The 18,803-nt window shown below is 57.3% G+C and carries 17 protein-coding genes; 11 read left to right on the forward strand and 6 right to left on the reverse strand.

Features of this window, described 5'->3' with window-relative positions; all coding sequences use genetic code 11:
- Position 1: 1 nt before the first annotated feature.
- Positions 2-1,240: a PQQ-binding-like beta-propeller repeat protein gene (locus JXQ78_RS17460; RefSeq protein WP_330633122.1), complete on the reverse strand. Its 1,239-nt coding sequence runs from the start codon at positions 1,238-1,240 to the stop codon at positions 2-4.
- 171 nt (positions 1,241-1,411) lie between these two features.
- Positions 1,412-2,446 carry a right-handed parallel beta-helix repeat-containing protein gene (locus JXQ78_RS17465; protein ID WP_330633123.1) on the reverse strand — a complete coding sequence of 345 codons (1,035 nt, stop codon included), beginning with the start codon at positions 2,444-2,446 and terminating at the stop codon, positions 1,412-1,414.
- Between the two features lie 101 nt (positions 2,447-2,547).
- Here JXQ78_RS17465 and JXQ78_RS17470 point away from each other — a divergent pair, with 101 nt between their 5' ends.
- Positions 2,548-3,300 carry an SDR family NAD(P)-dependent oxidoreductase gene (locus JXQ78_RS17470; RefSeq protein WP_330633124.1) on the forward strand — a complete coding sequence of 251 codons (753 nt, stop codon included), beginning with the start codon at positions 2,548-2,550 and terminating at the stop codon, positions 3,298-3,300.
- 37 nt (positions 3,301-3,337) lie between these two features.
- On the opposite strand, the gene JXQ78_RS17475 is transcribed toward JXQ78_RS17470, so the two are convergent.
- Complete coding sequence (locus tag JXQ78_RS17475; protein ID WP_330633125.1) at positions 3,338-3,694, reverse strand: hypothetical protein; 357 nt, start codon at positions 3,692-3,694, stop codon at positions 3,338-3,340.
- A 143-nt stretch (positions 3,695-3,837) separates the two neighbouring features.
- On the opposite strand from JXQ78_RS17475, the gene JXQ78_RS17480 reads away from it, so the two are divergent.
- Together JXQ78_RS17480 and JXQ78_RS17485 are read left to right on the forward strand one after the other, a co-directional pair.
- Positions 3,838-4,794: a M48 family metallopeptidase gene (locus tag JXQ78_RS17480; protein WP_330633126.1), complete on the forward strand. Its 957-nt coding sequence runs from the start codon at positions 3,838-3,840 to the stop codon at positions 4,792-4,794.
- Between the two features lie 121 nt (positions 4,795-4,915).
- Positions 4,916-7,702 (forward strand): M14 family zinc carboxypeptidase, encoded by a 2,787-nt coding sequence (locus JXQ78_RS17485; RefSeq protein WP_330633127.1) that lies wholly within the window; start codon positions 4,916-4,918, stop codon positions 7,700-7,702.
- Positions 7,703-7,744: 42 nt separating this feature from the next.
- Here the strand turns inward: JXQ78_RS17485 and JXQ78_RS17490 are convergent, their stop codons facing one another.
- Positions 7,745-8,137 carry a helix-turn-helix domain-containing protein gene (locus tag JXQ78_RS17490; protein ID WP_330633128.1) on the reverse strand — a complete coding sequence of 131 codons (393 nt, stop codon included), beginning with the start codon at positions 8,135-8,137 and terminating at the stop codon, positions 7,745-7,747.
- Between the two features lie 134 nt (positions 8,138-8,271).
- Here JXQ78_RS17490 and JXQ78_RS17495 point away from each other — a divergent pair, with 134 nt between their 5' ends.
- The 6 genes from JXQ78_RS17495 (at position 8,272) to JXQ78_RS17520 (ending at position 14,197) form a co-directional block, all read left to right on the forward strand.
- Positions 8,272-8,943 (forward strand): ABC transporter ATP-binding protein, encoded by a 672-nt coding sequence (locus JXQ78_RS17495; RefSeq protein ID WP_330633129.1) that lies wholly within the window; start codon positions 8,272-8,274, stop codon positions 8,941-8,943.
- A complete protein-coding gene (locus tag JXQ78_RS17500; RefSeq protein WP_330633130.1) occupies positions 8,940-9,749 on the forward strand; it encodes an ABC transporter permease in 810 nt (269 codons plus the stop codon). Before JXQ78_RS17495 ends, JXQ78_RS17500 begins: the two co-directional genes overlap by 4 nt.
- A gap of 182 nt (positions 9,750-9,931) precedes the next feature.
- Positions 9,932-11,101 carry a mandelate racemase/muconate lactonizing enzyme family protein gene (locus JXQ78_RS17505; RefSeq protein ID WP_330633131.1) on the forward strand — a complete coding sequence of 390 codons (1,170 nt, stop codon included), beginning with the start codon at positions 9,932-9,934 and terminating at the stop codon, positions 11,099-11,101.
- Positions 11,102-11,196: 95 nt separating this feature from the next.
- Positions 11,197-12,102: an alpha/beta fold hydrolase gene (locus JXQ78_RS17510; protein ID WP_330633132.1), complete on the forward strand. Its 906-nt coding sequence runs from the start codon at positions 11,197-11,199 to the stop codon at positions 12,100-12,102.
- A gap of 51 nt (positions 12,103-12,153) precedes the next feature.
- Positions 12,154-13,383 carry a PQQ-binding-like beta-propeller repeat protein gene (locus JXQ78_RS17515; protein ID WP_330633133.1) on the forward strand — a complete coding sequence of 410 codons (1,230 nt, stop codon included), beginning with the start codon at positions 12,154-12,156 and terminating at the stop codon, positions 13,381-13,383.
- 109 nt (positions 13,384-13,492) lie between these two features.
- Complete coding sequence (locus tag JXQ78_RS17520) at positions 13,493-14,197, forward strand: HD domain-containing protein (protein WP_330633134.1); 705 nt, start codon at positions 13,493-13,495, stop codon at positions 14,195-14,197.
- A gap of 82 nt (positions 14,198-14,279) precedes the next feature.
- Here JXQ78_RS17520 and JXQ78_RS17525 read toward each other — a convergent pair whose 3' ends face one another.
- Positions 14,280-15,506: a M24 family metallopeptidase gene (locus JXQ78_RS17525; RefSeq protein WP_407934091.1), complete on the reverse strand. Its 1,227-nt coding sequence runs from the start codon at positions 15,504-15,506 to the stop codon at positions 14,280-14,282.
- Between the two features lie 451 nt (positions 15,507-15,957).
- Positions 15,958-16,638, reverse strand: coding sequence for a cysteine hydrolase family protein (locus JXQ78_RS17530; protein ID WP_330633136.1), 681 nt, complete (start codon positions 16,636-16,638; stop codon positions 15,958-15,960).
- Between the two features lie 358 nt (positions 16,639-16,996).
- Here JXQ78_RS17530 and JXQ78_RS17535 point away from each other — a divergent pair, with 358 nt between their 5' ends.
- On the forward strand, positions 16,997-17,527 hold the full coding sequence (locus tag JXQ78_RS17535) for an HAD family hydrolase (RefSeq protein ID WP_330633137.1): 531 nt from the start codon (positions 16,997-16,999) through the stop codon (positions 17,525-17,527).
- A gap of 175 nt (positions 17,528-17,702) precedes the next feature.
- Positions 17,703-18,719: a phosphate uptake regulator PhoU gene (locus JXQ78_RS17540; protein ID WP_330633138.1), complete on the forward strand. Its 1,017-nt coding sequence runs from the start codon at positions 17,703-17,705 to the stop codon at positions 18,717-18,719.
- The last annotated feature ends 84 nt before the right edge of the window (positions 18,720-18,803 follow it).

The raw sequence follows: 18,803 nt of genomic DNA on the forward strand, positions 1-18,803 counted from the left end.
GTCACGCCACGACCGTCAACCGCGCACCACCGAAGTAGCTCCGCCCGCCGGCGACAGCGAGGAGATACCGAGATTCGTCGGCGTTTTCGAACGAAATTTGCTCTGTAACGGATCCATCCACCGGATCGATGATTGCGCCACCGAGATACAGTACATCGCCAGTTCTTGTGCCGCCACTGGTTGGAACTGACCGAACCCCATCCGGCTGGTCGATTGTGGTTCGCCATCGTTCCCCACCATCGCGTCGATCGAAGGCGATCACGTCGGCACGATGGGCGGCAGGCTGTACGTAGATCGTGTTGGTGTCGATCGCAGTGATCGATCCCGCTGATCGGGTTCCTGCTTTCGGGAGGGATATCCGCCATTGAGGCGTTCCAGTCTCTGCGTCGAGTGCGACGAGTCGGTTCGTTGTCGAACTGCTTTTCGTTACAAAAACTGATCCTCCAGCCACAGATGGAGTGCTCTCGAGTCCCGAGATCGATCGTTTCCACAGTTGCTCGCCGGTCTCGATGGCGACGGCTTCGACGGTGTCCGGTCCCGTAAGAACGACGCGACCGTTGGCAACTGCGACTGGTGTCACTGGTCCTGGGCGGTGCCACCGAACCGATCCATCTGACGGTTCGAACGCAAACGCACCGCGCCCGGTCTCTGGTGAAATCCCAGGGCCGCCCGTGAGGACGAGCTGATCGGTGACGACTGGTGGGGTAAATGGCGTGGCAGGCTCGTCGCCAGCCGGTGTCACTTGCCACCGGTGAGAACCATCGTGTCGATTACGGGCAATCAGTGCCGTCGAGCGATAGTTTGCGTGTGCAAAATCGCCATATCGGACCACCGCAACGACGTGATCCGACGTTATCGCCGGATATTTGACGTACGGATCATTCTCGTTTGTATCCGATTCATCCCGTACCGTGGCCGTCCATTGTGGCGTCCCATCGGTGGGAGTGAGCGCTTTCAAAGTCCGATGATCGCCGTAGTATACGCGGTCTTCGAGCACTGCAACGCCATCTGCCTCAACCGTTGCCGGGGCTTGCCATGAGATTGAGGGATTTTCGCGAGGACCACTCCCCGAGGGGAGAAAGGAGGTGTTCGCCGGGGTTCCACCCAATTGGCGCCACTCATCTCTGCCGGCGCGCTGCAATTGGTTTGCAATGCCCTTTCCAGTGAGCCCAAACACGGACAGTCCAGCGACTGCCCGCAGCATCGACCGCCGACCGATGGATATGGGAGTGGTCGACATGGTCATTCTAGCAATTCCGTGCGACATCAAAATCAGTTGTCGCCGACACCCTGCGAACAATTAACAATCAGAGAAGATCGATTCAGCAGTTCCGTACCATCCCCAAACCATTTTATAAGGAAAGCGATGGTTCGAATGAATACTCGCCTTTAGTGATGCGTTTGTCGGTTCTCAACCGCGCTCTCGAGAGACGTTGCTTGAGCGGGCAACAACGACACCAGCACCGTTGTCTGTGAGATGATTCTCTCTGAGAACGGTGTTGTCGCTGGCCAACAGGAGAATACCTTCGATCCGGTTGCTGGTGGCAACGTTGCCTGCCAGCAGGTTGTTCGCGCTGTGAAGCAAGCGCAACCCAACCCTGTTGTCAATAGCCCGGTTGGCCACCAGTCGATTGGCATTCGTTTGATCGCCGAGATAGATCCCGTAGAACCGGTTCGAAACGGTGTTGTTCACCAGTGTGGTGCCATCCGACTCCGAACTCCAGATGCCAGCGATCCGATTTGACCTTGCGGTGGTGTTCACCACGGTGGTGTTATCGACACCGATCAGGGCAAGCCCGTGTTCGTTTCGAGACACTTGATTCGATATGAGCCGGTTGTTCGATGCATTTGCCACGAGTTCGATCCCAAAGAGCGTGTTCTCAGCCGCCCGATTTTTGACGAGTGTGTTTTTAGTGCTGTGTTCCTGGAGTGAGATGCCGTAGACGGCGTTCGAGTGCGCATAATTTCTCACCACACGGGAGTTGTTCGTCCGCAACAGTGTGATTCCAATTCGGTTGTCGGCTGTACGTGTCGCTGTGACGGTTCCGTCTGTTACCCGAAGATACCGAATGCCGTCGTCCCAGTCGGTGACGGTGAGATTTCTGACAGTAACATTTGCAACCGGCCTATTGAATCCACCAACGAGCACGCCGGCCGTTCCGAAGGTCCCCTGTCCGTCGATTCGGTGGGATCCTCCCTCGAGTATGACATCATCGGCTGTAATACGGAGACAGTTGTGATCAGTCACATCGGTGACGTTTGAGCGAAGCGTGTAGCGCCCTGGCGTATCGATCGTTGTACAGCCATCCAGTGGGGTTCCAGCGACATCTCTTTCGGAAGGATCCTCATCATTGAGCAATGCGACGCCGATGGCGATGGCGATAGCGATACAAAGCGCTACGGCGACGCCGATGACGATCGGCTGGCGAGTGTCCCGTCCGGCCATTGGCGTGGCTGATGTGGGCCACGCTGGTAGGGGCTCGCGTTCTTCCAGTGGTCGATTGAGCCTTCTATACCGTTTTTTAGTCCACTCGGCGAACGTTCGGTATGGTCTCGTTCGATGGGAGCGTGGCGGTCGTGACCGGTGGGGGATCGGGGATTGGGCGAACGACGGCGACGGCATTTGCTGAAGCGGGTGCCAGTGTGGTTGTTGCCGATATTAATATCACAGGCGGCAAAGAGACGGTCGAATCGATCACCGATAACGGTGGATCGGCTCTATTTGTCGAAACCGATGTGACCAGTCCAGACGACGCACAGACGATGGTGGCACGCGCCGTCGAGGAGTTTGGACGGCTTGATTTTGCGTTCAACAACGCCGGTATCGGCGGCCAATCGGAACCAATCATGGAGTACGACCCCGAGGATTGGGTTAGTGTGATTCAGGTCAATCTAATCGGTGTATTCAACTGTCTACAAGCCGAACTCAAGCAGTTCTATCAACAATCCGATGGTGGTGCCATCGTGAACAATGCGTCCATCCTCGGCAAGGTGGGATTTGCTACCTCATCAGGCTACGTTGCCGCCAAACACGGCGTCATGGGGCTAACCAAGACCGCCGCTCTCGAAATTGGTGATGGGCCAGTCCGTGTGAATGCCGTCTGTCCTGGATTTATCGATACGCCGCTACTCAGCGATATGGATGCAGAAACCCTGGCGTTTTTAGAAGACCAACACGCGGTTGGTCGGCTCGGACAGCCCGAGGAAGTGGCAGCGGCGGTGCTCTGGCTCTGTTCTGAAGACGCGTCGTTCGTCACCGGTACTGGGCTCGAAGTCGAAGGGGGCTATCTCGCTCAGTAGTCTGGCCGACGCATCGATTGCCGGTCTGTGCCAGCATTCACTCGGGCGGCGGCAGTAGCACGCCATACCAAAAGCGATAGAGCGCCCCGGCGAGCACCGATCCACACCCGAACTGGTTTGCCGTAGCGAGCTGGTCGTCGGATCGGCGAGTGAGCACGCGTAGCAGTCCTTGCTGGGTGAGCCCCACTCCGAAACGCCGCACCCAGTTGGTCCGAACATTCCAAATGTCGTGGTCGGAGAGCCAGCTCACGATGAGCGTGTGCCCAGCACCGATTGCAAACGCGCGAGTGTGAACGAGTGGTTCGTCACGGTTCGATTGGAGCCGTAAAATGAGAGGCAACAGCAACACTGAAAGACAAAATTCCAGCACTGCTTTCTGCCGTCTGGAGACCATACTGCAGATATGTAATCGCCATCCAATCAATCTTTGGCGATTGTGACGGTTGCTTATCCACATGGATAGCACCCCAGAGTGGCCCACCGTTGTACCCGAACACGTGTACAAACCGTTTTGCTTCCCGATCACGTATTCGGTGTGTGTCTCGTTCGAATCGTCTGCCACGGTGGGTCGCGGTTCCCATGGGTCTGTGGCTGTTGGTGTTCGCTGTCGGCAGCGCCGCCCTCGTGGTCCGTACAATCGTTGCGGTCGTGATGAGCACAACGCTGGTCACCGTACTGGTGGCGGCGGTGGGGCTGTCGCTGCTCGTGGGTGTTTTGAGCCACCAGTCCAGCGGTGAACGGTTGTTGTCACGACTCCCCGTGTCGGAACTTCCTCACTCTAGAGCGCCGTCGTTACACGCAAGCCTCGACCGGTTACACGAACGAATGGCAGTCGATCGACCAACATTGTATCTTTCGCGGACGAACACGCCGACGGCGTTCGTTCTCGGTACTGACGCGCTCGTGATTGACAAGTCGTTGCTTCGGTTGCTTTCACCGGCGGAGATTGAGGGTGTGTTTGCCCACGAACTGGCACATCTCGAACGGAACGACGGACTACTGCGAACGCTCATCGAGAGCGTTCTCCGCGTGCTGGTCAGTCTCTTGCTTATGTTCGTCATTGTGCTCCTGGTTGTGCTCACTATGTTTGGGTGGGGGCTGTCGCTTCTCATGGACCGACCAGTGAGTGGCTCGCACACGGTCGGCCACCGTATTCGCCGGCTGTTCGTTCGATGCACGCTGGTCTTGTTCATTGCCCCGACGCTTTTGCTCCGGGCGTACGCCCGCCATCAGGAACATGCCGCCGATAAACGTGCCGTCGAAGTGCTGGACGATCCGCTCGCGCTGGCTCTGGCACTCGAATCGATCCAGCAAGCAAACGAACCGCCAGAGAGCATCGTTGCGGTGTTGTTCCCGAAACGAGCGCAAAAAACGAACCGGCTTCAACGCGCGCTCGCTACCCATCCGCCTACCGACGAACGAATCGAACGGGTCCGTGCGCTCGCCAGAAACGCCGACTCTTCGAATTCGGTTACGTACATCGACATTGAGTGACTTGCCTAACTGACGCGCAGACCTGCTGGCAATAAATCCATGTTGTGTGTACTTATTATAAGGTATACTAGAATATAATTAACTATTGGTGTCCTGTTGGTGTGGCTGGTGATTATCCAATATGTCCGATCACAGCAGGGATGTACAGGCTACTGAAACCAATTCGATCCCGCTCGACCGACGGACGTTCGTCCGTCTATCGGCAGCGACGGCTGGAGCGATCGCCATACCGACATCGTTGGCTGAAACATCGTCGGATACCCTGGAAGGGTCTACAGAGCTGTACGATTTCGTACGCAAGCAGGTGGACGATGAGTACACTATTCCGACGCTCGTAACGCTCACGGAGCCGGCATTCGATGTAGTCGAACCGTATGCGACCGATCGGTTTCGAACGACGACGACACCCCAACCAGCGGCGTGGCTCAAAGTAGCAGCCACCACTGCCCGTTCGCTCAGAGATCATTCGGTTGTCGACCAACTGCAATACGCTCCGGGATCGAATCCGTTCTGGCAGCTGGGACAGTATCCGGATGGGATCTTTCCGTCGCCCGATAGGGCCGTCGATTTCATCGATTACGAGCAGATGATCGACGGCATCGATCAGCTCATCGAGCGCCACGGTGATCGAATCAGAATGCGATCGGCGGGCGAGAGTCCTGGCCACCGGAATTTGTTCACGGACAGTACCGATTCCAAACAGCTTCGGGTGGTCGAACTCACCGAGAACGTTAGAGACCCGGAAGCGTTCGCAGCCAAAGAAAAAGCACTGTTCGTGCTTTCGATTCATGGGGATGAGCGCTCGGGTACCGAGGCCGGGTGTCGGTTCATCGAGCGGTTGCTCGAGGGTGAAGACCCCGCCATTGCGTCACTGCTCGATGAGATTGCGCTGGTGTTCGCCTTCGCGAATCCGGACGGCTGGGTCGCCCGAAACCAGCAGTACGCCGTGGATCTCGACGGTGATGGGACGACCGAACACAACTCGTTCAGACGAGAGACGGCGACCGGCGTCGATCCGAATCGTCAGTATCCGACGGCCGGATGGATCGATCCCGTCCATTTTCCGGCTGAGCCAGCTGGCGAAAATCTCACCGATGACCGGCCAGGTGTCGATACGGACTGTCACGGCCGGTACCGGACGGTCGTCCCCGATGCACTGTCTATCGTGGATTTTTTCCGATCGTACGAGAAGCTTGAAATTGGAACTGACCTCCACGGGATGTTTACCTCGGAGAATTTCATCGAAGGGCTTCTCGTCAACGATCAGTACGATAACGCGGATTTCCACGAGATTTACGAATGGAATCGCCAGCTCGAACGCCGACTCGAAGCGACGCTCGGTGATCGTCTCGCGGACAATCGCGAGCGGTTTGAGGCGCTGAACGAACGACTTGACGCTTCAACGCTTCCCGCTCGCAGCTATGATTATGGCACCATCTTCGATACCATCCAGTATACGACGACTGGAACGCTCATTAGCTGGATGAGTCAACCGGAAGAAACCGGTGGCCTCGACATGACGATGATGGCTCATGAGATGGGCTGGGACAATCGGGCGTTGTCACGACGCCCCTATCTGCCGTGGCTCACTGAGCTCTGGGTGGCTGGATACCAGGCGGTCATCCGAGCCACAGTGGAGCAGCTCGATTCTACCGTGTCGGCCACGATCGATCACGGGGGACGATCGACCGCAGTCGTGACAACCGATGGGTTAACCCGCCGGTCGAGTGCGCTCTCGTTCGTCGACACGGACAAACAGACTGAAACCGTCACACTCACAGGGACGCGCCGGCCCGCCACACAGGTGGTGTCGGTACCGGACGGAGCGACGCAGCTTTCGGTGTCAATCGAGCACACTACCCCTGTACGGTGCACGCTCCGCGATCCGAACCGAGGAGTGTACGCCACGTACAATGCGCTGGCAGACAGACACGCCGCGGAGTGGACGATCGACGAGCCGGTAGCGGGCGAGTGGACCGTGACGTACAAAACCGTCGGCCCCACGGCAACGGCCGATATCGTCTGTCGATCGACAGTGGTGACCGGAAACCTGACTGACTCCGTAACAGCACCTGATCCGGTTGCGACCCTTGGCTACCAGCAACGGCCATACGCAGTTTCGCCCCAGGCGTACTTCGATTCGTACGCGGCGGCGATGACAACCGATACGGTACCATCAGCACACTCGACCGGACCGGTGACCGAGCCCCTTACCGATAGCTCCATCGAGGCGATCGCAAACGGTGCGCTGTTGAAGGGCAACAGCCACAGACGAACCGTCGATTCCGTCGTGATTTCCCATGACGATGGCCGATCCGTCGATGGCTATTGCGCACAGCTCGACGCATTCGTCGACGCGGGTGGCACGCTTGTCCTCACAGATCGGGGTGTGTCGTTGCTTGGCGATCTCGAAACGTCGCTTGGGGCTCCGTTTTCACACTCTGCCATCACTGATATCACGATCTACATCCCGTTTTTATCCGAACGCAACGACGACCATCCGTTGCTTGCGGGCACTCGACCGATTCAGCGCGAACTCTGGAAAGTCGCACCCACAGGGTATGCACTCAGCGTCCCCGGGAGTGCACCACTGACCGTGCTCGATCCGGATCAGTTCGAAGCAGCCGGCGGAACGGTTGCTGGCTACACCCACGACGATCCGTTCGGTATTGAGGGCTCACCCACCCAATATGTGTCCGCTGGCTCGCTCACGGACGACGCAACGGGCACAATTCACTGCATTGGAAGCCTGCTTCCACCGGCGGAGCAGTCGAATTTGCACCCGTTTGGCCTCCTTGAGCACACGACGACGTTCCTTGGCCACACCATGCTGACGAACGCCCTTGGCTATCGCCAGCGCCGGTTTGTCGATGGCGAGCTCGTCGCGACGTTTGGCTCGCTCTCATGAGTGTCGTCTCACTGCGACCGGGTGTGCCGGTGGTCCAGGATGTCACCGATTATTTGAGGGTGTGATGTCGTCGGTCTCCTCGAACTCGTCGATGAGACCGCCGACTTCAGTGTACCACTCTTCGAGCATTGCTCGCATCTCCTGGGCAATTGTGCTGCTGTCGCGGGCCTGATAGACGTGGTAGTAGCCGCCGTGATCGTAGTTAATTTGCTCTTTTTCGAGCAGATCAGCCGCACACAGTCGCTGGACCGACCGGTAGGCCGTCGAGCGTTCTCGTTCGATTGTGGCTGCTATCTCATCGATCGTCTGTGGGTCCTCCGACGCAGTCAGCAGGTCGAAAATATCGTCGTCAATTCCGTCGAGATCGTGAAAACACTCCAGCAAACAGTCGCAATCCACCTCCTGGCGCAGCATTTCGCTCACCGATTCGGCCATCGTTGCTCCTCGGTAGACACCACAATTTCAAAAGCGTTTGCTTAGCATGCACAAAAACCAGCCACACGGGGATGCGCTGTAGACACCGTTGGGTCCGCGGCTTAAAATGGTCGCCGGTCGTACGCCCGCCAGGGATGGAACCGAAACTGGAGACAGAGGCGCTGTCGTACAGCGTTGGGAATGAAGCAATTATTGAGGATATTTCATTCGCCGTCCCCGAGCAGTCGGTGGTTGCGATCATCGGCCCGTCAGGTGCGGGAAAATCCTCCCTGTTGCGACTTCTCAACCGACTCGATGAGCCAACAGGAGGGACGGTGTATCTCGATGGGGTCGATTACCGAGAAATCGAGCCACAGCGACTTCGCCGTCGTGTTGGATACGTTCCACAGGAGGCCACACTCCGGTCCGGAACGGTCACCGAAAACGTCACGACTGGTCCACGGTTGCGAGGAGAGTCGATCGACAGGGATAGGGCCTCAAAACTTCTTTCTCGCGTGGATTTGGCTGGGTATGGTGATCGTGCTATTGAAGCACTCTCCGGTGGCGAACGCCAGCGCGTTGCGATTGCGCGGTCGGTGTTCAACTGTCCGGAGGTGCTGTTGCTCGATGAACCGACTGCGAGCCTTGACGCCAATGTTGAACAACAGGTCGAAGCACTACTTATGGATCTGATACCCGAATTCGATCTCACCTGCTGTCTCGTCACGCACGATCACAGCCAGGCCCAGCGATTGGCAGACCGGGTTGCCCGAATCGAAGGCGGTCGGCTGCGACAGTTTGATACCCCGTCTGCGGTGATCGAATGACGCTTTCCGAGCAGCTACAGGCGCCGGTCGTCTGGCGGGGCCTCGGTCAGGTTGCGGTTGCCACGGTGCTCGCGATCGTGGTACTGGGCGTTTCATACGCCCGCAATCTCGATTTGGAACGGGAACTCGGCATGGCGTTCGTGCGCGGATTCGTCCAGGTCATCGCCATGGGCGCGTTCATTGGCATCCTCTTTACGGTTCCGGTAGCGTGGACAGCTGTCGTGTTGCTGGTGATGATCGCGATTGCGGCGTGGATCTCGAAGGATCGCGGCGAAGCCGTGCCGGGCGTGTTGCGCGTTTCGTTCGTGAGCATTCTCTTTGGCGCGGGACTCGTCATCGTCCTCATGGTGTGGGCAGGGGCGATCGCTCCGACCGTTCGCAACCTCATTCCAGTGGGTGGCATGATCATCGCAAACGCGATGAAAACGAACTCGCTGGCGCTCGATCGACTCAAGGGAGAGATCCAATCCAATCGTGCCCAAATCGAGGCGGTGCTTGCACTCGGCGTTCGCCCCGAAACCGTCATCACCGAGTACGTAACGAAAAGCGTTCGTGCGTCGCTCATCCCGACGGTTGATTCGCTCAAGAGTCTGGGTCTCGTCTACATCCCTGGCATGATGTCTGGCATGATCCTTGCGGGTGAGAATCCACTGTACGCTGCCGAGTATCAGTTCGTTATTATGGGGATGCTATTCGCGGGCGGCGGGCTGACGAGCATGGCAAGCACGGCGCTCGTTGGCAGATACGCGTTTACGGCCGCAGACCAGCTAAAGCGATTCGACGGTGACACAGCCCCAGAGGGCTAATCATTGGAAAATCTTGTGAGCGGACGCTCGGTGCTGACCCGCTCAGTACAGTCGTCGTAAATGATGGGTTCAGTTCCAGAGTGATGAGGGAACAGAACGATGCCCGTATCTGCACCAACAGCCCGGGGTCCGGAAATCGCTGGAGCCGACGTACTTTTGAGAGCGTTCGACGAACGGTTCGCATGGAGATTGTCAACGTATCTGCAATACCTGTCGACGTTCCGCTCAAACCACTTGAGGAACCACTCGGTATCGCGCCGTACGTCACTAACCACGGCAGTCTCGAGTCGATGGAGCGCGTGCTCGTCCGTGTCGAAACGGACTGTGCCACCACGGGATGGGGCGAAATGCGAGTGTTTTTGTCGCCAGCAGCGACCGTGTCGATCATTGAAGACGGAATCGGCCCGCTCGTCGAGGGCCAGTCGCCGTTCGAAATAGAAGGACTCCGACGGCAGGTGTTCGTCGAGTACACGAACACGGATATGTTCTTCGCAGCCGTGGAGATGGCGTGCTGGGATATTGTGGGAAAAACGCTCGATTGTCCCGTCTACGAGTTGCTTGGGGGCTGGACGGCGCCATCACAGACCTCAAGAAATCACCGCCAGACACACACCACTGGCGTTTCTGGTCCTGATGACGTTCCCGTGGCGTTCTGTCTTGGGATCTGCTCGCCGTCCGTCTCACGCAAGAAGGCCAGAGAAGCGCTCGATGCTGGGTTTCGTGTCCTCAAAACCAAAGCCGGTGCGGACTGGCGGGATGACGTGGCGAGAATCGAAGCCATGCACGAGGAAACCAGTGGACAACTCGAATTTCGGCTGGATCCGAATCAGGGCTGGACGACCGATGAGGCCGTTCGGGTTGGATCGAAACTTGAGCAATCGGGAATCCATCTGCAGTATCTCGAACAGCCGATTCGAGTGAACGCCCATCGCTCTCTGGCCAGGCTTCGCCAACGGTTGTGTCAGCCGATCGCCCCGAACGAGGACACGTACATCCCGCAGAACTGTCGTCGGCTCATCGAGGCCGGGGCGATGGACGTTGGAGTGATCGATATGACGCCGGCAGGGGGGATCAGTGGATTGCGATCGCAGGCATCAATTCTCGAAGACGCAGGCATTCCGTTTACACACCACTGTGCGTTCGATCTGGGTGTCCGCACCGCAGCAATCGCCCATGCAGTGACTGGGATTCCTGGTTTTTCTCTGCCGCCTGATTCGACCTATTATGGTTGGGAAGCCAACATCATCGACGATCCGCTGTCGATCACTGATGGTGCGCTTTCGGTGCCAACAGATGCTGGACTGGGTGTGTCGATCGACGAAGACGCGGTGGAAACACATCGAATACGGTGATCTTCCGTACTCTATCGTCGATTGTCACGGATCTGTCGGTTGGGATCCTATTCCACACAACGATTGAATACCATGGCGAACGCATGACTTCATCGATGGCAGAAACCACTGATTCGACGAGCACTGACGCGTCGTTACTCGACGATGCTCGTATTTCTTCTACCTACCGTGATGGAGACGGCGTCAGGCTCCACGTCGTAGCGGCTGGCGACCCCGACGGGCCGCTCGTCGTCTTGCTTCACGGCTATCCTGATTTCTGGTATGGCTGGCACAATCAGCTTCGCTCCCTGGTTGACGCTGGCTATCGTGTTCTCGTTCCGGATCAACGTGGGTACAATTTGAGCGAGGCCCCCGAGGGTATCGACGCGTATCGGCTCTCGAATCTCGAGGCTGACGTCCGTGCGCTGATCGAAAGCGAGGGCCGACACTCGGCTCACGTTGTGGGTCACGATTTCGGTGCGTACGTCGCCTGGCATCTCGCACTCAGAGAGCCAGACAGCGTCGATCGGCTCGCCATTTTCAACGTTCCTCATCCGACGGTGTATCACGCATTTATCCGTCGCTCTCCCCGGCAGCTCGCACGAAGCTGGTACGCCATTTTTTACCAGCTACCACGGTTTCCCGAGTGGCTACTGGGCCGGAACGACGCAGCCTTGCTGGTGTCGGCGCTCGAAAAATCTGCGAATCCTGGAACGTTCGACGACGAGGCCATCCGTCGGTATCGAGCGGCCTGGCGACAGAACGGCGTCACGCCCATGATCAACTGGTATCGTGGCCTCCGACGCTCGAAGCGGCCAGCAAGTGACACTGTTTCTCAACCCACATTGATTTGCTGGGGCGAAAATGATATTGCCCTGTGTCCAGAGTTGGCAGACCGATCGGTCGAATACTGTACAGATGGTGACCTCCGGACCTTTCCGAATGCCTCACACTGGGTCCACCACGAGCGGTCTGCAGTTACCGACACATTGCTTGAGCACCTTTCTAGTGGTGAGGTCTGAACTGTCGCAGAAATTGATACGTATTATTGGTTTGCGTACCACAATCATCCCATGGATATCGACACTGGACGACGGCGGCTGTTAGCGAGCAGTGGCATGGTTGTCGGCTCGCTGTTCGCCTGGCAGTTTCGATCCACGGGGTCACGACCCCCACGTCAGGGCCGATCGTCGGCGTGGCCGATGGCCCAGCGTGATCCGGGTGGAACGAGTCACGCTCCTGAAGCAACGCCGCCGAAAGATGGGGTGACGATCCGGTGGCAACAACAGATTGATTCCGTACTTGGGGCGAACTTTCCGCCAACGCCAATCGTCGCGAATGGACTGGTGTATGCTGTTGGGAGGGAGCTTCTCTGTGTGGACGCTGCGACCGGTGCAGTACGATTTCGTGAGCACACAGACGGTTCAGGATCGCCGGCGGTTGCTCCTGCACGAGCGTATCGATCACCGACGATTGCGTTCGCCACGGCTACAAGAGCAGTCGGTATCCACGGCCGTGGTGGTTCCCTGATAGCGGGGGTTTCGCCTGGGCACAGACGCTGGCAGACCACACCACTGACGCAAGGGGTGTCGTTATTTGGCAGTGGCTCTCACCGGTCGGATGCTGTGGCAGTTGATGAGACGGTGTTCATGGTTGTGGGCGAGAAACTGCTCGCCATCGATGCGAGCAGTGGCCGGATACGCTGGCGTGCAGACGGCGGTGGCAGTCGGCCAGTCGTTTATGACGGGACAGTTTACGTTCCGAACTTCGGCATGGGTGTGATTGGGTATGATGTAGATACTGGCGAACGAACGTTCGGACCCGCGGATGAGACGTCGATGGCAGGATCTGTAACGGCGACGTCAGGGTTGCTCGTCGTCGGCACCAGCGATGGACTCGCAGGGATCGGATACGATGGGACGACTCACTGGGAGTTTGCCCCACCCCAATTGGACCATGATACCGGGGCCGTCGCCATAGCCAATGGTGTTGCGTTCGCGGGAATGCACCGGAAGAAACACGATCAGCTGGTTGCAGTCGATATCGAAGATGGGACTGAACTGTGGCGCAGCAATATCCATCCCGAGAGAAGTCCGCGATTTGCGCCGCCCGCAGTCGCGGATGGCGTCGTCTATTACCCAACGGAGGATCGTGGTATGGTGGCCGTCAATGCGGCTGACGGACGAGTACGATGGCGATTCGAACCAGGTGATGAGTTCGGGCCGCTGTCGCCGGCCGCACTCGTGGGTGAGACGCTGTACGTGCACGGAAATGGAACGCTATACGCACTGACCGAAGCCTGAATTTCTGCGTGGGATCCTAGATCGTCCGTACCAGTGTCAAGCTCACGGTCGTGCCCAACAACTCCCATCAGTCATTTTTACAGAGATTCGACGAGCAGTCTGTGTACGAATGACGACGGCACCTGATGATGGTCCGAATCCAACGCTTTCGAATCCCGATCCCACGCTTGGTGGCCACCCCGGGGGACCCAACCACGACGAAGCGCCGTTTCCGGCCGTTGCAACTGCGGTACGTGCGTCTCTCTCGACCGATGCATCGGGGCACGACATGCACCACGTCTGGCGTGTGTTTCGGCTCACACAGCGATTCGCAGAGGAACTGGATGCCGATTATGTGATTGTTGGGTGTGCGGCGCTGACCCACGATCTTCACCGCGTGCAGGGAGATGGCACGGGCTGTGACCCCAGAGCGACGCTGAGCACGATTGATGAGATTCTTACGGAGGTCGGAGTCGATGACCAGCGGCGCGAATCAGTCCTACATTGTGTCGCGGTACACGACGATCTCGAATTCCGTGGTGAGAACCCCACTCCCGAGACGATCGAGGCGAAGATTCTTCGGGATGCGGACAATCTCGATGCGATGGGTGCGGTGGGTATCGCGCGAACGTTCGCGTTTGGGGGCGTCCATGGGACGCCGTTCTGGGATCCCACCGGGAAGGAGTACTCACAGCTGTATCACTTCGAAGACAAACTTCTCCGACTCAGAGACGAACTGCACACGGCACCAGCCCGTCAACTCGCCGATAGCCGACACGAATTTCTCGAAACATTTTTCGAACGCTTTCTGGCGGAATGGCACGGCGAATCCTGAGCAACAAAAAAGCCTGATGGATGGTTTCGATTGTCCGTGAGCTCTTAACCGCCGAAACGGTCTCTCACGGCTGTGTGAACGCTTACGTGTCGACGTAGAGCACCCCCGGTCGAACGACGACTTCGTCGTGGACGTACGATTCGACAGACCGCGTCGGCCATTCGCCAGTCAGCGTGACCGGCTCGTATCCCGACGCAGAAATGAGGACGGTCCCTTCGCTTTTCGTTCCTTGCAGCGTCGGGTTCCAGGCGTAGGCCATTGGACCGGTCACCGGCGTTGAATCGTCTGGTGTTGCTACCCACTCCCGACTCGCGTAACCGGCCCCACCACCCTGGTGGTGGAGCTTCCACTCATCTGGCACACCAGCGTGCGCGTACGCGGTCTGGATCGCCTCAAACACGTCACCCGCGGTTCCACCGTTCTGGATCGCTCGCCGTGTCGCTCCAAGTGCAGTGGCATCGACCCGCAACACGCTCTCGGTCCGGCGCTCGAACCATTCGGGTGGGTCGAACGCGACCGTTCGCGTACAGCTCGCGTACAATCCAGCACGGCGGCCCACGACCGAGATCGACACGTAGCCGTTCAGTTCTGCGTCGGTCGGCACCGGATGACGATATTTCTGGGCGCGCTCTTCACCGGCGACGAGCACTACTGGATGCTCGAGGCCGAATGCGTCCATTGTCGAGCTGACTGCCCTGGCTGCCTCTCGTTCGGTGTCGTCGGGACGGAGCGTTTTGCAGACGCTCTCTAGCGCACGGGCGGTGTCTTCCCCGATCGATCTGTATGTCTCTCGTTCGCTCTCAGTAAGGGGCTGTCGCAGTGCGGTGGCGTTTACGCGGTCGAATCCTGAAACGTCGAAGTCGGCCGCCGCTGGCGTGGTTGCAACCTCTGCAACGGTGTCTGCGACAGAACTCGCGTGCCAGCCGAACGTGACGATATCCACTTCCGGGAAGCCACGAGTGTGACCCGGTGGGCCGCCGTGAGGATGGTTTTCAGTATTGCCATCGCCTCTCCCAACACCGTGTGGCGGTCCATCGAACAATTCCTCACGGACGAGCGCTCGTTCGTCGTTGTCGACGACGATCGTCAGCGTATCGCCATCGTAGCCCACCGCGGCCACCCCGGTTGATGAACTCCGATCGATGATGTTACTGTGCCCGGTCAGCCACACGTACGAATCCGAATCCGCAAACCAGACGGATTCCAGATCGTTCGACGACAGATACGTATCGAGACGGGACAGCTTCGTTTCATGTTCGTTATTTCCATGCCACGGTGGTCGTTCAGCCCCAGCTACACCGGACAGCATCCCGGTGGTGAGCGCGGCGCCGTTCGCCAGCTTCAAAAACGTCCGCCGGTCGAACTCGAAGGTCGCGTTTCGTTCCACGCACGCTGATACCATTGCACAAATAAATAATTTTTGAATGTAGATTAATGGAATAAATCCACTATAGTCGTATAGATAGTGTGTTTTTGGTGTAATATCCCGTGATGTCGGACAGGTTAGATGGATAGTTACAGGTGATAGGACTGGCATCTTAGAGTTCATCCAATATATTTGAGCTGTCGGGTCGGTCTCTCTTACACTGACGTCTCCGGTACCCATTGCACTATCTCGGAAGTGGATCTTGCGAATGATTTGATTGCTCTCTCGAAAGACGATCGATTCACACAATGACCTGTCGGCGAGACCGCTCCAGTACAAGTGGTGATCAAGCCATTCCGGATTCACTTGGAGTGCATTCGTTGGCGAACGGTACTCACCTCTCGGAGCTTTCCCAGGGGTCTGTCCCGTCGTTCATCCAATCGATGGTTTTCTGGGTATTCAGCACGGCAGCACCGATCCCCTTGATTTCCTCAAGCGCCCGTGGATAGGTTCCTGACGTGGCGTCGGGCACGAACACGATGCGTAAGTCGCGTTGGCTCGCGTCGTAAATCGTCGTTCGGGGACAGTTCGGAAAGTTACAGCCACAGATCACGACGGTGTCGATCGATTTGGCATGAACGAACGCTTCCAGATCCGTCCGGTGAAACGCGCTCCACCGTGGCTTGTACATTGCCCACTCGTTGGGACCGAGTGACTGGAACGCCCCCGCAAACAGAGTATCAGCGTCGAGACTCGCTGCAGATGAGGGCTTCAGCGCGTCAACAAGCTGCGATCCTTCTGTTTCGGGACGAAGCACGCCGGTGCCGTCCTCAATTGCGGCGCGTCGACATGGATCGACGTTCGATCCATCGTCCTGATACAGCCGAACGACGTGGACAATTGGCGCATTCCGATCTCGAAACGTCGCCACCAGTTCTCGAATGCGTGGAACAACTGCGGCCGTTCCCTCAATCTCCCAGGGAGCACCGGGAAGTGAGACGTCGTTTTGAACATCAATTGTGAGCAGTGCGGCCCGATCACCATGCGGTCGAACGTAGCTGTCCATTCCGATCATAGCTCCATCCACGTAACATTGACCCCTTCCAGTGATGTTTGCACACCCTCAAAACGGGTTCTTCGATCGGTGGGGGCCGCTTCGTGATTGTCAGTGCTCACTACGAAAGTTTCGCTCGAACGATGCAGGAATTTTCCAGAGCCGGTCCGAGCGTCGGTGTGACGGGATATAATTTTATAAGTAATATCCATATATAAATTAATATACTCAATTATTAAGTCTATTTTGGTTATTAATTGCGCACTTACAAATGATGGCCATATCTCAAAATTTCCTGATCCGTATCCGCTTTCACTGTTGTCAATGAGCACAAACGGGGGACACAAAATGTATGACTCTCCGACATTCCTGCCTATGAGTGATTGATAGCTACAACGCGATCGTTTACGATCTCGACGGAACGCTCGTTGACCTTGCTGTGGACTGGCAGGCAGCCGCCGATCCAATCGCGAAAATCATCCGTGACCACGGTGGCGAACCGGGGGCGGGTGATGCACTGGATCTGCTGGAGGATGCCGACGCGCTCGGTATCATGGCGGAGATTGAACCCGTTCTCTGCGAGATCGAATGTGCTGGCGCAGAAAACTCCGACGGGCGTGGGCTGCTTTCAGAACTCGAAACCCACGAACTCCCTGTCGGCATCTGTTCACTCAACTGTGAGGCCGCCTGCGAAACCGCACTCGCAACGCATGGGGTTGGCGACGATGTCGATGTTATCGTCGGTCGGGACAGTGTTCCTCACCGAAAACCACACCCTGAACCACTGCGCACCGTGGTGGATCGGCTGGGTGTGGCCCCAGAAACCGCTTGTTTTGTCGGCGATTCGGAGAGCGATGCGATTACGGCGCGTCGGGCCAACACTGCGTTTCGTCGTGTAGGCGATCCATGATACTGGTAGCTACCTGGGCCCATCAAACACGCTGATTGGAACCAGCCCGAACGCCCGTGCATCGGGTATTTCTTTTCTGTCGCGTACGCGCGTAAAAGTGTGTAAACCGGACGGCTATGGTGATCACAGTATTGCTCATACCAGTCCTCATTGTATGTCCCTCAGTTGAGCCTCCATGGAGACCCGCAAAGTCCAACTCTCGGGTGGTACCACATACACCGTCTCCCTTCCCAAGACATGGGCTATCGAACAGAACATCGAGGCGGGTGTTGGATTACAGCTCTACCCACAACCGAACGGCTCGCTCCGCATCGAAACGGCTCCGAATGACAGAGCGCGCGACCGGACGGCAACAGTTAGTGTCCGATCGATTGACGCTGGCGCCCTCACGAGGACGATTGAAGCGTTTTATCTCGTTGGCGTCGATTCAATCTCGCTCATCGACGAAACGAATGCAGATCGTGCATTCCAGCGAACGATCGCCGGCGCGATCAGTGAATTGAGTGGACTTGAGATTCTCGAAACGACCGAAGAACGAGTGGTGCTCCAGAATCTCATCGATGCAGGGAGCCTCTCGGTCCACAAGAGCGTCCTTCGATTGAACCACATCGCCCTCGCGATGGTTCGGGATGCGATCGATGCCCTACTGACTGGCGATACGACGCTCAGGGATGCTGTTGTTGGTCGAAAAACGGAGTCAGAAAAGCTCTTTGGGGCTGTATTGCGATTTTTCTGGCGGTCGCTTTCTAACCTCCAGGCGGTCGAACGACTGGGAACGTCCCGAACAGAGCTGTTTGGCTACGCTTTTTTGGCACGCCAGCTTGAGCGAGTGGCCGATCACGCAGTCACAATTGCCCAACTCACCACCGCCGCATTCGACCCGGCGGAGGCCATCGCCCAGAAACTCGAATCGTATGCAGATCGTGCCCGAACTATTATTGAACGTGGTGCCAACGTTTTGGTTTCTGACACGCACGTCAGTATGGCGTACGAGGCGACTGAAGAGGCCAAACAGCTTGAGGAGGACATAGATTCGTTCGGCTACGAACTTTTTTGGCGCGAAAATCCGGATGAGAGCCATCGCATTAGCCAGTTGCTCGAATACACGAAACGGATTGCCGAAGATGGTGCGAATATGGCTACCATGGCGATCCAGCAGGCTGCAAGCCAAAACGAATTGGATGCGTGCTGAGCCGTCTCACGCACTCACCAGCCCGTTCCAATTTTGAGCTGTACCGTCTGTCCAGCTGTGGATGTTTCGACACTACACCATTGC

The sequence above is a fragment of the Halocatena halophila genome (assembly GCA_027563145.1).
GTDB lineage: Archaea > Halobacteriota > Halobacteria > Halobacteriales > Haloarculaceae > Halocatena > Halocatena halophila.